Source organism: Aequorivita vitellina (assembly GCF_022008365.1).
In the GTDB taxonomy this organism is placed as follows: Bacteria; Bacteroidota; Bacteroidia; order Flavobacteriales; family Flavobacteriaceae; genus Aequorivita; species Aequorivita vitellina.
This window is the reverse complement of record NZ_JAIRBA010000002.1, coordinates 141,528-155,816: the sequence shown is the minus strand read 5'-3', so window position 1 is coordinate 155,816 and position 14,289 is coordinate 141,528. Positions and strand designations below refer to the sequence as shown.

9 protein-coding genes are annotated in these 14,289 nt (G+C 38.8%); 6 read left to right on the top strand and 3 right to left on the bottom strand.

The window, feature by feature from the left end:
* The first annotated feature begins 25 nt into the window (after positions 1-25).
* Together K8089_RS01705 and K8089_RS01700 are read left to right on the top strand one after the other, a co-directional pair.
* Complete coding sequence (locus K8089_RS01705) at positions 26-1,024, top strand: N(4)-(beta-N-acetylglucosaminyl)-L-asparaginase (RefSeq protein WP_237601537.1); 999 nt, start codon at positions 26-28, stop codon at positions 1,022-1,024.
* A gap of 105 nt (positions 1,025-1,129) precedes the next feature.
* Positions 1,130-2,458: a sugar MFS transporter gene (locus K8089_RS01700; protein ID WP_237601536.1), complete on the top strand. Its 1,329-nt coding sequence runs from the start codon at positions 1,130-1,132 to the stop codon at positions 2,456-2,458.
* 75 nt (positions 2,459-2,533) lie between these two features.
* Here the strand turns inward: K8089_RS01700 and cphA are convergent, their stop codons facing one another.
* Positions 2,534-5,167 carry a cyanophycin synthetase gene (gene cphA, locus K8089_RS01695; protein WP_237601535.1) on the bottom strand — a complete coding sequence of 878 codons (2,634 nt, stop codon included), beginning with the start codon at positions 5,165-5,167 and terminating at the stop codon, positions 2,534-2,536.
* Between the two features lie 96 nt (positions 5,168-5,263).
* Between cphA and K8089_RS01690 the strand changes: the two genes are divergently transcribed.
* A complete protein-coding gene (locus K8089_RS01690) occupies positions 5,264-6,136 on the top strand; it encodes a cyanophycinase (protein ID WP_237601534.1) in 873 nt (290 codons plus the stop codon).
* Between the two features lie 110 nt (positions 6,137-6,246).
* Here K8089_RS01690 and K8089_RS01685 read toward each other — a convergent pair whose 3' ends face one another.
* Positions 6,247-7,200, bottom strand: a complete 954-nt coding sequence (locus K8089_RS01685; RefSeq protein ID WP_237601533.1) for an isoaspartyl peptidase/L-asparaginase family protein — start codon at positions 7,198-7,200, stop codon at positions 6,247-6,249.
* 254 nt (positions 7,201-7,454) lie between these two features.
* Between K8089_RS01685 and polA the strand changes: the two genes are divergently transcribed.
* On the top strand, positions 7,455-10,286 hold the full coding sequence (gene polA / locus K8089_RS01680; RefSeq protein ID WP_237601532.1) for a DNA polymerase I: 2,832 nt from the start codon (positions 7,455-7,457) through the stop codon (positions 10,284-10,286).
* 87 nt (positions 10,287-10,373) lie between these two features.
* Here the strand turns inward: polA and K8089_RS01675 are convergent, their stop codons facing one another.
* Complete coding sequence (locus tag K8089_RS01675; RefSeq protein WP_237601531.1) at positions 10,374-10,895, bottom strand: lipocalin family protein; 522 nt, start codon at positions 10,893-10,895, stop codon at positions 10,374-10,376.
* A 159-nt stretch (positions 10,896-11,054) separates the two neighbouring features.
* Here K8089_RS01675 and K8089_RS01670 point away from each other — a divergent pair, with 159 nt between their 5' ends.
* Positions 11,055-12,596 carry a T9SS type A sorting domain-containing protein gene (locus tag K8089_RS01670; protein ID WP_237601530.1) on the top strand — a complete coding sequence of 514 codons (1,542 nt, stop codon included), beginning with the start codon at positions 11,055-11,057 and terminating at the stop codon, positions 12,594-12,596.
* Positions 12,597-12,678: 82 nt separating this feature from the next.
* Positions 12,679-14,232, top strand: a complete 1,554-nt coding sequence (locus K8089_RS01665) for a T9SS type A sorting domain-containing protein (protein WP_237601529.1) — start codon at positions 12,679-12,681, stop codon at positions 14,230-14,232.
* Positions 14,233-14,289: the final 57 nt, after the last annotated feature.

Sequence of the window (14,289 nt, the reverse complement as noted above, 5' to 3'; positions counted from 1 at the left end):
GTTTGAAACGCAAAATTATAGTATTATGAAACGCAGAAAATTTATTCAAAATGCATCGCTTTCCACCTTGGGAATTGCAGTGGGAACCTCTGTTTTCGCTTCAGGAATGAAGACTTCAATTTCCGAAGAAAAGAATCTTAAGAATGAAACATCCGGTTTCCCAATGGTAATTGCCACTTGGAATGTTAACGATAGCACCGCCGAAGCGTGGCGTGTTTTAAAGGAAGGCGGAACGTCTATTGACGCGATTGAAAAAGGCTGTATGATTGAAGAAGCCAACGCCGAAGGCCAATCCGTGGGCCTTGGCGGTTTACCGGACCGCGACGGAAACGTAACCCTGGATGCCTGTATTATGAACAAAGAGGGCGATTATGGCGCGGTTGTTTATCTTCAGAATATTATGCACCCAATATCTGTTGCACGAAAAGTAATGGAAGATACACCGCACGTAATTTTGGCAGGAAAAGGTGCGGAGCAGTTCGCCTATTCCGAAGGTTTCAAAAAAGTAGATTTACTAACTGAAAAATCTAAAAAAGCGTGGGAAGCGTGGAAAAAAACCTCGCAATACAAACCAATTATCAATATTGAAAACCACGATACCATCGGGATGCTCGCCATAGACGAAAACGGTGATATTTCGGGAGGTTGCACTACCAGTGGTTTGGCCTATAAAATGGCTGGGCGTGTGGGCGATTCGCCAATAATTGGTTCGGGACTTTTTATAGACAACGAAATAGGCGGCGCAACGGCAACTGGTTTAGGCGAGGAAGTGCTAAAAACCGTCGGTAGTTTTTTGATTGTTGAATTAATGCGTCAAGGCAAAACGCCACAACAAGCCTGCGAAGAAGCCATAGGAAGAATCATTAAAAAAACCCCGAATTTCAAAGATTTTCAAGTGGGTTATATTGCCGTAAACAAAAAGGGGGAAACCGGCTATTATGCAATTCACGACGGGTTTTGGGTAACAAAATATCAAAACGACAAAAACGAAAACTTTGCCTCAGATTTTTATGATAAAAAGTAATGTCCTCTGCGTTCTTTGGCCTTCGCGAGAAATTGGCATGCAAAGACGCGAAGAGGCCAAGTACAAAAACAACAGTATCAATAGCATCAAAAGAATCATTTGATTATGACCGAAAAAAAATCCTTCCGTTCCGCTTTTATTACAGTAACCATCCTATTTTTCCTTTGGGGTTTCATCACCGTTTTGGTGGACAGTCTCGTACCGCGATTAAAAGACGTATTTGAACTCAGTTATTTTCAAGCTGGGTTAGTTCAGTTTGCATTCTTTTTGGCGTATTTGGTAATTTCTGTTCCCGCCGGCGCTTTGCTTTCGCGAATTGGGTATCAAAAAGGAATTTTCGTAGGCTTGGTAACGATGGCAATTGGTTGTTTGCTTTTTTATCCCGCAGCTGCCGACAGGCAATTCTGGATATTTATGGTTGCATATTTTACGCTCGCCGGCGGAATTACAATCCTGCAAGTAGCCGCCAATCCGTATGTTTCGGTTTTAGGAAGCGAAGATGGTGCATCCAGCCGTTTAAATCTTTCCCAAGCTTTCAACTCTTTGGGAACGGCGATTGCTCCTTTAATTGGCGCTTCGTTTTTATTGAGCGATACTATAAAATCTTCGGAAGAAATAATGGGTTTAACAGAAGTTGAAAAAGGCACCTACTACATTTCCGAAGCGTCTGCCGTACAGATTCCTTTTCTGTACATCGCAGCATTTATTGGGCTATTGGCACTTCTTTTCGTATTTATAAAACTGCCAACTATTTTGGAAAAAAGCACCGTGGGTGGCTACGGAAAACTTCTGAAAAACAAAATTGTAATGCTCGGGGCTTTGGGTATTTTTCTATACGTTGGCGCCGAAGTTGCCATTGGAAGCTATTTGGTAAATTATTTTATGAGTATGAATATTTCTGAAATAATCCAGCAAAACGAAACTATGAAATACCTAGCCGAAAGCCTGTTAAACACCAATTTAAATTCCATAGATTCTAAAGCTATTGTGGGCGCTTTTGTTGTGTTTTATTGGAGTGGAGCTATGGTGGGCAGGTTCATTGGAGCTTATTTAACCAAAATAATTGTACCGACGAAAGTGCTTTCCATCTTCGCATTTCTTGCCGTATTAATGTTGTTGGTATCAATGAATACTGTTGGTTTAGTGGCAATGTGGTCTATACTTGCCGTGGGACTTTTTAACTCAATTATGTTCCCCACTATCTTTGCTTTAACCATTGATGGCCTAGGCGATTTAAAGCCGCAAGCTTCAGGATTGCTTTGTATGGCTATTGTGGGAGGCGCCGTTATTCCGCCGGCCTATGGCTTTTTGACGGACAATGTAGGTTTTAAAATAGCACTACTGTTAGTGATTGCTTGCTACAGTTACATTCTGATTTTCGGTATTATAAAAGGAAAGCGCAAAACTACTCAAAACTCTTCCAAACTATTTTAATCATTGCTGTAACCCGTTACACCTCCTTTCATACTTGGTTTTAAAACCCTTGTTGAAAATGCGGATGTCTTTCTTTTACTGTGCAAACATGAGTTCACCTTTACTTTCCTGATCTTTAAATTTCATCACAAGATCTAAAGCATCTGGAATTACATCGCTACATAAAACAATCAACGAACCCTTTTGGGCATTTTTTACCGCATAAATTATTGCTTCCTTTTCTGAAGGGATGATGGTTGTTTTTTTGTTTGGATCTTTCATTTTAATACCTTCATCGAGCATTTTAATAATTGAATCTTCGGTTTTTCCTCGTAAATTTTTGTCTTGACGAATAATTATTTCATCAAACATTTCCGCAGCAACACTTCCCAATTCGTTAGTGTCTTCTTCTCTTCTATCGCCAACGCCAGCTATAATACCAACTTTAACAGTCGCTTCAAGATTATCGGTGAAATTTTTAAGGGCGCGCATCCCCGCTGGGTTATGGGCATAATCGAGTAAAATGGTGAAGTTTTCGAACTTAAATAAATTCAATCTTCCGGGCGTTTGTGATGCCGAAGGAATAAAGGTTTCCAGAGCCACTTTCATATCTTCAATGCTTATTCCGCGTACATGAGCTGCAACAATAGCTGGAAGAATATTCTGAATCATAAAAGTTGCTTTCCCGCCATAGGTTAACGGAATATTTTCAGCCTTCATGATGCGCATTTTCCAAGTACCACGACATAGTGTTACGTAACCGTTTTCATAAACAGCTGTAATTCCTCCCAATTTTTGAAGTGCTTTTATACGTGGATTTTCTTCGTCCATTGAGAAAAGAGCGAGATTACAATTGATGCTTCTTCGCATTTCATAAACCAAATCGTCATCGGCATTTAAAATTGCGTAACCATCTGGTAAAACAGTTTCTGGAATAACGCCTTTAACTTTTGCAAGTTGTTCTATAGTGTGTATTCCCTTTAAACCCAGATGATCTGCGGCAACATTAGTAACAATTCCTACGTCGCATTTTTTAAAACCTAGTCCTGCGCGTAGCAAACCGCCGCGGGCACACTCTAAAACTGCAAAGTTTACCGTTGGGTCCTTAAGTACAAATTCGGCACTTGCAGGGCCGGTGCAATCGCCTTTCATCAACAATCTGTTTTGAATATAAACGCCATCGCTAGTAGTATAGCCCACCCGAAAACCTTTCATTTTAGCCATATGGGCAATTAAACGGGTTGTGGTTGTTTTTCCGTTAGTACCGGTGGTTGCTATAATTGGAATCCGTCCAGTAGTACCTTGTGGAAAAAGTTTATCGACAACGGGTGCTGCAACATTTCTTGGCAAACCGGTAGTTGGTGCTAAATGCATTCTAAATCCCGGTCCTGCATTAACCTCTATTACCGCACCGCCGGTTTCTTCGAGTGGTTTGCTAATATCTGTAGTCATAATATCAATTCCGCAGATATCGAGATCTATTATTTTTGAAATGCGTTCGGCCATCGAAACATTTGCTGGATGTAAAATATCTGTAACGTCTTCGGCAGTTCCGCCGGTACTCAAGTTTGCAGTATCTTTTAATATTACCATTTCGCCAGCTGCTGGAACGGAATCTTCGGTATATCCCTTTGCAGCGAGGACGGTTCGTGTTAAATCGTTAATGGTAATTTTTGTAAGTACGTTTTCGTGTCCGTAACCGCGGCGTGAGTCTTTATTCACAATAGTTACCAGTTCTTTAATGGTTGATTTTCCATCACCTACAACGTTTGCCGGAGTTCGTTTTGCAGCTGCCACTAAAACATTATTGATTACCAAAACACGGTAATCGTCTCCGGTTATATATTTTTCAATAATTACTTTATTAGAAACTTCTTTTGCAGCGTGAAAAGCTACCAAAGCATCGTCGTAATTTTTTATATTTACCGTAATTCCGCGACCGTGATTACCGCCTACAGGTTTTACCACCAAAGGAAAACCTACATACCGACAAGCATCTTCTAAACTGCGTTCCCGCCCAATAATATCACCTCTCGGCACCAAAACTTCAGCCTGTTCTAAAAGGTATTTTGTATCTTCTTTATCGCAGGCAAGTTCTACACCAATACTGCTAGTTTCAGAGGTTACCGTAGCCTGAATTCTTTTTTGATTAGCACCATAGCCTAATTGACATAACGAATATTTATTTAAGCGAATCCACGGAATTCCTCTGCTTTCGGCTTCTTCAACAATTGAACCCGTACTTGGGCCCAGTCGTTCGTCTTCCCGTATTTCTCGCATTTTTTGAATATCTGGTTCCAAATCGTATGCGTCACCTTTAATTAAGGCTTCGCAAATAGCTACTGAAACCTTTGCCGCATATCTACCAACGTTTTCTTCAATATAACTGAACACCACGTTGTAAACACCTTTTTCACCATAGTCGCGCGTTCTACCGAAGCCTGTGTCCATATCTGCCAAGGTCTGAATTTCTAAAGCAATATGTTCAATAATATGGCCCATCCACGTGCCGTCTTCTACTCTTTGAAAAAAACCGCCCGGTGCGCCCACACTGCAACGATGACTATACATGGTTGGAAACATGGCTTTAAGTCGGTCACTAAACCCTTCAATTTTGTTTGAAGGCAGCTCTTCCATTTCCTCTAAATCGAGGACCATTACAATTAATTTATGACGACGAATGGACCAGTAATTTGGTCCTCGCATGGCGTTGATTTCTCTAATTCGCATAGGTTGACGGATTTGTTAGTTTCGTATGAATTTGATAAATATATGATTAATTTTCCTAACAATTACTGTATTTTTGTTCGCAAAATAAATAAATCCATGAGTGTTAAAGGAACCCTAATCCCCATAGGAGGAAATGAAGACAAAGGAAACGGTGAAAATGAAAGGTACACTTTAGAGTATATTCAAAATGGTATTCTCTCTCGCGTTGTACGTGAGAGCGGCGGGATTGAAGCTATAATAATTGTTATTCCTACGGCCTCAAGTATTCCTGTTGAAGTAAGCGAAAATTACCTCGAAGCTTTTAGTAAATTAGACTGTAAAAATGTTTTCGTGATGGACATTAGAAGTCGCGAAGATGCCGAAAAACCAGAGTTTGTAGAACTTATGCAAAAAGCAAATTGCGTTATGTTTACTGGTGGCGACCAGTCTAAAAATGTAAAGTATATTGGCGGAACTGTTTTAGATAAAATTATTAAAGATAAATATGAAAACGAAGCATTTGTAATTGCCGGTACTAGTGCTGGAGCAATGTGCATGAGTGAAGAAATGATTACGGGTGGCGGCGTGCAAGAAGCTTTTACCAAAGGCGCTGTAAATATGGGAAGAGGAATGAGTTATATTCCTAACTTTATTATCGATTCGCATTTTATTAAGCGCGGACGTTTTGGACGATTAGCAGAAGCGATGGCTAAATTTCCCATGAAAGTAGGAATAGGCTTGGCCGAAGACACGGGTTTAATAATTAAAAACGGCAATAATTGCGAAGTAATTGGTTCTGGTATGGTAATTCTCTTCGATCCACGAAGATTAATTCACAATAACCGCGATGTAGTGCCTGAAGGCGCTCCAATGTCTATTACCAATTTAAAAGTTCACATCTTGGCCAATGGCGATAAATTAGACATTAAAGAAAAGCAGGTTTTTATTTCTCCTATTCATCTTGAAATGACAGACGTGGAAACGCTTTAAATGTTTGGGGTTTGTTGTTTGGGGTTTGTTGTTTGGGGTTTGTTGTTTGGGGTTTGGGGTTTGTTGTTTGGGGTTTGTTGAAATTATAATATTTTAAAGAATCTTAAAAATCACTCTTTATAAATTGCTATTAGTTTTTTGCCTTCGGCCTGCTCGTTAAACCGTGACGTTTTAAAGGCGCGGTACATGCCTTCAGTATTAAACGGCATTGCTATATTACCTTTGGCATCTACGGCAATTAGACCGCCATCTCCGCCAATTTCAACAATTCTTTTATTGATAACTTCTTTAGCGGCTTCTTCAACAGACATTCCTTTGTATTCCATTAAACAGGAAACATCGTAGGCTACAACACCGCGAATAAAAAATTCGCCACTACCGGTACAACTTACGGCGCACGTTTTATTGTTTGCATAATTTCCGGCGCCAACCATTGGACTGTCGCCCACGCGACCCCAGCGCTTGTTGGTCATTCCACCAGTTGATGTTGCCGCTGCAATATTGCCCTCTTTATCGCAAGCAACAGCTCCAACAGTACCAAACTTGCCTTCCTTTTTCATACTGTGATCTAGCTGAAATTTATGGCTATCCTTTATGTTTTGCCACTGTTGATAGCGGTGTTCGTCATAAAAATATTCTGGCGATTCTAATTTATATCCCAAACTATCCGCGAAACGCATTGCGCCTTCGCCCGCAAGAAAAACGTGGTCTGTTTTTTCCATAACATCCCGTGCTAAAGAAACTGGGTTTTTAATTCCGGTAATCAATGAAATCGCACCAGCATCCAAAGTTTTGCCATCCATAATTGCGGCATCCATTTCGTGGGTGCCGTCGTTGGTAAAAACACTGCCTTTTCCTGCATTAAAAAGCGGTGAATCTTCCAAATAGTTTACAGCTGTTTCAACGGCATCCATTGCACATCCATCGTTTTCCAAAACAGCATAACCTTTTTCCAATGCTTCATTTAAAGCGGCTTTGTACTGTTCTTCTTTTTCGGGCGTCATCAAACCTTTAACGAGTGTGCCAGCGCCGCCGTGAATTACTATTGAATATGTATTGCTCATTACTGCTGCATCTTAAATTTGTTGAAGCAAAAGTAAGCTTTGATTTTATATTTTGAAGTTAAATCGAACGTGGGTTTTAAGATTTTATAGTTTGTAATTTTCACTTTTCTTTTTCAAATATAACCCACTAATTGTAAAGTGTTATTTTTACTTTTGAAAAGAATCAAAATTCTATAGCAATCCTTTAGAAAATCACATTTGCGCTACCTCTATTTAGACGCTTTGTTTTTCTGAAATTCAATAAAATATTAAAAATGGCAACCCAAAAAAGACTATTCCTTCTCGACGCTTATGCCCTAATTTTTCGAGGCTATTACGCGCTTATAAAAAATCCAACTATCAATAGCAAGGGGCAAGACACCTCTGCTATTTTAGGATTTTTAAATTCACTTTTTGATGTTATTCGTCGTGAAAGACCAGATCATCTTGCGGTGTGTTTTGACAAAGACGGTAGTGCTGAACGCACCGAATTATTTGCCGATTACAAAGCCAATCGCGATGCTACCCCCGATGTAATAAAACAATCTGTGCCCATAATTCAAGAAATTATCAAAGCCATGCACATTCCCTGCATCGAACTCTCCGGCTTGGAGGCAGATGATATTATTGGAACACTCGCACAACAGGCGGAAAAAGAAGGCTATCAAGTTTTTATGGTTACCCCCGATAAAGATTTCGCCCAACTGGTTACCGAAAATATTTTTATGTACCGCCCCGCACGAATGGGGAACGCTATTGAAATTTGGGGCATCCCCGAAGTAAAGAAACGTTTTGGCGTAGAACGTCCCGAACAGGTTATCGATTACTTAGGAATGATGGGCGATGCCAGCGATAATATTCCAGGTTTACCAGGAGTGGGCGATAAAACTGCCAAAAAGTTTATTGCCGAATTTGACTCAATGGAAAACCTGCTGGCAAATACAGATAAGCTTAAAGGGAAGATGAAAGAAAAAGTTGAAGCAAATGCCGAACTCGGACTTCTTTCAAAACAACTTGCCACCATTAAAACAGATTGCGATGTAACTTTTAATGAAGAAGATTACGAACTTACTATGCCCGACGGCGAAAAGGTGCAGCAAATATTTGAAGAGCTTGAATTTAGACGATTAAAAGATCAATTTTTAAAACTGTTTTCAGAAGAAGGTGCTACAGAAAAAGTTACTCAGATTTCAAATTCTGAAAGTGCTAAAAGTGCATCGACTGCAGGAAGCGGTCAATTTTCACTATTTGGCGGCGGTGAGTCTACCGAAGAAATTAAAGACTACAACTCGCGTGCAACCATAGAAAATACCGAACATTTTTACCAAACGGTACAGCCAGGGATGGGCACAAAACTGTTTCTGCAAAATTTAATGAAGCAGAAAAGTGTATGTTTCGATACCGAAACCACAGGTTTGAATCCGCTTGATGCCGAATTGGTAGGTATCGCTTTTTCATGGGAAAAAGGCAAAGGTTTTTATGTTCCGTTCCCAGAAAATCGCGAAAAAGCACAACAACTTATTGAAGAACTGCGCCCATTTTTTGAAGATGAATCTATAGAAAAAATAGGTCAAAATTTAAAATACGACATAAAAGTATTGGCGAAATATAACATTTCAGTAAAAGGAAAATTGTTTGATACCATGCTCGCGCATTATTTGATAAACCCAGATATGCGGCATAATATGGACGTATTGAGTGAAACCTATTTAAATTATACGCCCGTTTCCATCACCGAATTAATTGGTAAAAAGGGAAAAAATCAATTAAACATGCGCAATGTTGAAATTGAAAAACAAACCGAGTATGCTGTTGAAGATGCCGATATAACTTTTCAGCTAAAAAAACATTTCGAAAAAGAATTGGGCGAAGCCAACACCCAAAAGCTTTTTGACGAAATTGAAGTCCCGTTACTTCGGGTGCTGGCAGCAATGGAATTGGAAGGAATAAATTTGGATAATCAATTTTTAAAAAACCTTTCCGAACAATTAGACAAAGATATTCTTCAGCTTGAAAAAAACATTTTCGAGGAAGCTGGTGAAAGCTTTAACATTGCTTCCCCAAAACAGTTGGGTGAAATTCTCTTCGGAAAAATGAAGCTTATCGACAAGCCGAAAAAAACCAAAACAGGCCAATATTCTACTGCCGAAGATGTGCTGTCATATTTGGCGAAAGACCATAAAATTATCCGCGATGTTTTGGAATATCGTGGGTTGGCAAAATTAAAAAGCACCTATGTTGATGCGCTTCCCGGACAGGTTGAAAAAGCTACCTCGCGGGTGCATACAGATTATATGCAGACTGTTGCGGCAACCGGTCGGTTAAGTAGTAACAACCCGAACCTCCAAAATATTCCAATCCGTACAGAGCGCGGCCGTGAAGTGCGAAAGGCATTTGTTCCACGAAACGAAGACTACGTTTTAATGGCTGCCGATTATAGCCAAATTGAACTTAGAATTATTGCCGCCTTAAGCGAAGAAGACAATATGATTGAAGCTTTTAAAAACGGTGAAGATATTCACGCTTCCACTGCTGCCAAAGTTTTTAATATTCCTTTAAATGAAGTTACCCGCGAACAGCGAAGCAATGCAAAAACCGTGAACTTCGGGATTATATACGGAGTATCTGCATTTGGCCTAAGCAACCAAACCGATCTTTCCCGCAGCGAAGCAAAAGACTTAATTGAAACTTATTATAAAACCTATCCCAAACTTCGAAATTACATTAGCGAACAAATAAATTTTGCACGCGAAAACGGTTATGTGCAAACTGTTTTGGGAAGAAGACGCTATTTAAAAGATATAAACGGCAGCAACCAAGTGGTGCGTGGTGCGGCAGAACGCAACGCCGTAAACGCACCAATACAGGGAAGTGCGGCTGATATCATTAAAATTGCAATGATAAATATCTATAAAAAACTAGAGGAAGAAAATTACAAAAGTAAAATGCTACTTCAAGTACATGATGAATTGGTTTTTGACGCTTACAAACCTGAGCTTGAAAAACTAAAAACCATGGTAAAACACGAAATGGAAAACGCTTATAAGCTCAGCGTTCCTTTAGATGTAGATTTGGGTACAGGTGCCAATTGGTTAGAAGCGCATTAAAAAGTTGGCAGTATTCAGTAGTAGTTTTCAGAAAATAAAAAAGCCGAAAGTGAATTTTCGGCTTTTTCTTCATATTGAAAATGGTAATTACTGCTTAGTAAATACAAAAGTAATATCTTCAGTAACTGTTACGGTTGTTCCGTTATTATCAACCTCTACAAAGAAACCGTCTTCAAATACATACGTAAGTGTATTTCCAGAAAGGGTTGCCGTTTGGTTAAAACCATCCATTGTTAAAATAATTTCGTTTCCATTTTGTGTATAAGCAAATGGAGTAGACTCAGTTTCTGAAACACAAGTTACTGTGTACTCATACTCGTCTGTAGTACCAGTAACCAAAGTAAGTTCGATATCTGCATAGCTATTGCTAGTTGCGGTACCTGTACCATTTGCGTCAAAAACAATCGTTTCGTTTTGGTAGCAATTGGTTTCGTCCATTACACTCGTCGAAGCCGTACCATCGTTATTAAGGTCATGCGCAGTTTCGGTGTTAAAAGCTGACATTTTCCAAGTTCCTTCAATTGAAGTAGTGTTGCTACCGCCATCATCATCGCTAGAACAAGCAGTTAGAGTAATTGCTACTAATAGTAATCCAAATAAATTTTTCATAGTTTTTGTTTTTTTGTGGGCGCAAAACTAAGGTAATTTAAAGGAATGGAGTTCTATTAAACGTTAAATAAACATAGTTTTTTTAAGAATTCTTTAACCTTTTTGTTTCTTCGATTGTAAGAATTCTGTATTTTGCCCCCACAAATAAAAGCTCCATTTATGAAACAAATAATTACCCTTTTAGCATTACTATTTTCTGCGATTTCTATTCAAGCCCAAGACCCAAACATTCTTTGGCAACGGACTATTGGGGGAAGTGAATGGGATCAACCATCTTTCATTTCCAAAACCAATGATGGAGGATTTGTGGTGGGAGGCTTTTCAGAATCTAACATTTCGGGAGAGAAAACCGAGAATTCAAGAGGAGGTTACGATTATTGGGTTTTAAAATTTGATAGTACAGGTAATATTCAATGGCAAAGAACTTTAGGTGGCAACGAGGATGATTACTTAAAAAAAATCATCCAAACATTTGATAATGGTTACTTAGTATTAGGTTATTCCAGTTCCAATATATCGGGTGATAAAACTGAAGACTCGCAGGGAGGAACAGATTATTGGATACTAAAGCTGGATGCAGTAGGCAACATAATGTGGCAAAACACAATAGGGAGTAATGAAAATGATACGGTTTCAGATATTGAGCAGACACCTGATGGAGGTTTTTTAATTGGTGGCAAAGCTTCAATAGGTGTGTCGGGAGACAAAACAGTAGTGGGCGATATATGGATTTTAAAAGTGGATCTAAATGGAAATATTATATGGCAAAGGGGGTATGATTTTTTTTTTAATTCATTTTTGAGTAACACTATTTTAACAAATGATGGAGGTTTTATATTAGCTGGAACAGGAACGGGTGGGATTTCTAGTGATTATATTGTTTCTAAATTAAATACGAACGGGAACTCTATGTGGGAAAAAACTTATGGCGGGGACGGCGAAGATTTTTTAACAAATTTTATATTAACAAATGATGGTGGTTATATTGCCATTGGTCATTCAAATTCTGATGCTTCTGGAGATAAAACGGAAGATTCTCAAGGCTATCAGGATTACTGGGTTTTAAAGTTAGATTCAACTGGCAGAATTATGTGGCAAAATACTATAGGAGGAGCCTCGGGAGATATCCCACTTACGGTTATAGAATCTTCTGATGGGGGATATTTTATTAGCGGAAGTTCTCTTTCAAATATTTCCGGTGATAAAACAGACAATACATTTGAAGACAGCCAGAGCTTTTGGATAATGAAGCTTAACTCTGTAGGCATCATAGAATGGCAAAATGATATTGATGGTTCTTTGGGGGAAAGGCTTCCCAAAGCAATTCAAAATAACGATGGTAGTTTTATAATTTGTGGCCAATCTTCCTCAAATATATCTGGAGATAAAACCGAAGACAGTCGTGGCGAAGCAGATTTCTGGATAATAAAACACGCCCATACATTAGGCCTAGAAGAAAACCCTTTCGCCACCACAATAACCCTCTACCCCAACCCCACAAAAAACACATTACAATTAAACACCCAAGACAAAACAATAGACCAAATAAACATTTACACAATGACAGGTAGCAAAGTTTTGCAATTGGATGCAGAAACCATTTCCCCAACAGTAGATGTTTCCAGCTTGGCTGCGGGTATTTATTATATTCAACTGTATTCAGGGAAAAATGTGGCCTTGAAAAAGTTTGTGAAGGAATAACTTTTCATTCTGAATTTTAAAATATTGCGGAAGAATTCGTATCTTAATGGCTGCGAGACAGTTAAATTAAATTCAATTTGTTATGAAAAAGACAACTACACTTTTAGCCATATTTCTTTCACTATATACCATGTACGCCCAAGATCCAAATATTCTTTGGCAACGCACTATTGGTGGCAGCAATTGGGATGAACCAACCTTTACAATTGCTACTATAGATGATGGTTTTTTAATGGGTGGAAATTCAAAAAGTAATATTTCAGGAGAAAAAACCGAAGACTCACGGGGCGGTAAAGACTTTTGGGTTCTAAAATTTAATAACGCTGGTAACATTGAATGGCAAAAAACAATTGGCGGAAATCAAGAAGAATTTTTAGCAGACGGCAAACAGACCGCAGATGGTGGTTACATTTTGGCGGGTTATTCAAATTCCGATATCTCTGGCGAAAAAACCGAAAACTCACAAGGAGGCTATGATTATTGGGTGGTTAAAATAGACGCTAACGGTACTATTGAATGGCAAAACACCATTGGCGGAAATGGGGAAGACAAAGCATTGACCATTGAAATAACAGCTGATAGTGGTTACTTAATTGGAGGCACTTCAACCTCAGGCATATCTGGAGATAGAACAATCGCAAATATAGGAACAAATGCTTCCAATATAGATACTTGGGTTATAAAACTAAATGAAAATGGAGCCATTGAATGGCAAAGAGCTTATGACATTCAAATGTTATCTCTAAAATTAACCAATGACGGTGGCTATGTAATTGGTTCGCCAGGTTCGTATCCCTATGACGGCTTATCATATTTTATAATGAAGATCAACTCAAACGGAAATACTATTTGGGAAAAAACGTACGGAGGGGATGGAGGTGATCTTTTCAAAAATGTAATTATAACTTCTGATGGTGGCTATATGGCATTAGGATCTTCCATGTCTGATGCTTCGGGAGATAAAACAGAAGACGGTAGAGGCAGTTGGGATTATTGGGTTTTAAAATTGAATGCCGATGGTATAGTTGAATGGGATAAAACTCTTGGCGGAAGTGCCGATGATTTCGTTTATAATATAATTCAAACTCAGGATAATGGTTATATTGTAACAGGCGATTCATTTTCAAATATTTCGGGAGATAAATCAGAAGACACTGAAGGCCAAGATGATTTTTGGATTATAAAATTAAACGCAGTTGGCATTATTGAAGGACAAAACACCATCGGTGGCAGGTATAATGATCGATACCCTTCAGTTCTATTAACTCCAAACGGAACTTTTACAATTGCAGGGGCATCAACTTCAAATATTTCTGGCGATAAAACCGAGAATTCACGTGGCGGGAATGATTACTGGATTATCCACCACGAAGAAATTTTGGGAATTACAGAAAATGCGTTCAACAACACGATTTCACTTTACCCCAATCCCACAAAAAACACTTTGCATATTAACACCCAAAACCAATCCATAGACCAAATAAATATTTATTCCATTTTGGGTAACCGCGTTCGACAATTGGAAGTTGACACAGGTTCTCCAACTGTAGATATTTCCAGCTTAGCTGCGGGTATTTATTATATTCAACTGTATTCTGGAAAAAATGTGGCTTTGAAAAAGTTTGTGAAGGAATAACTTTCAATTCCGAATTCTGATTTTTTTAATCTTATATCTTAAGTCTTTTAGCGCAGC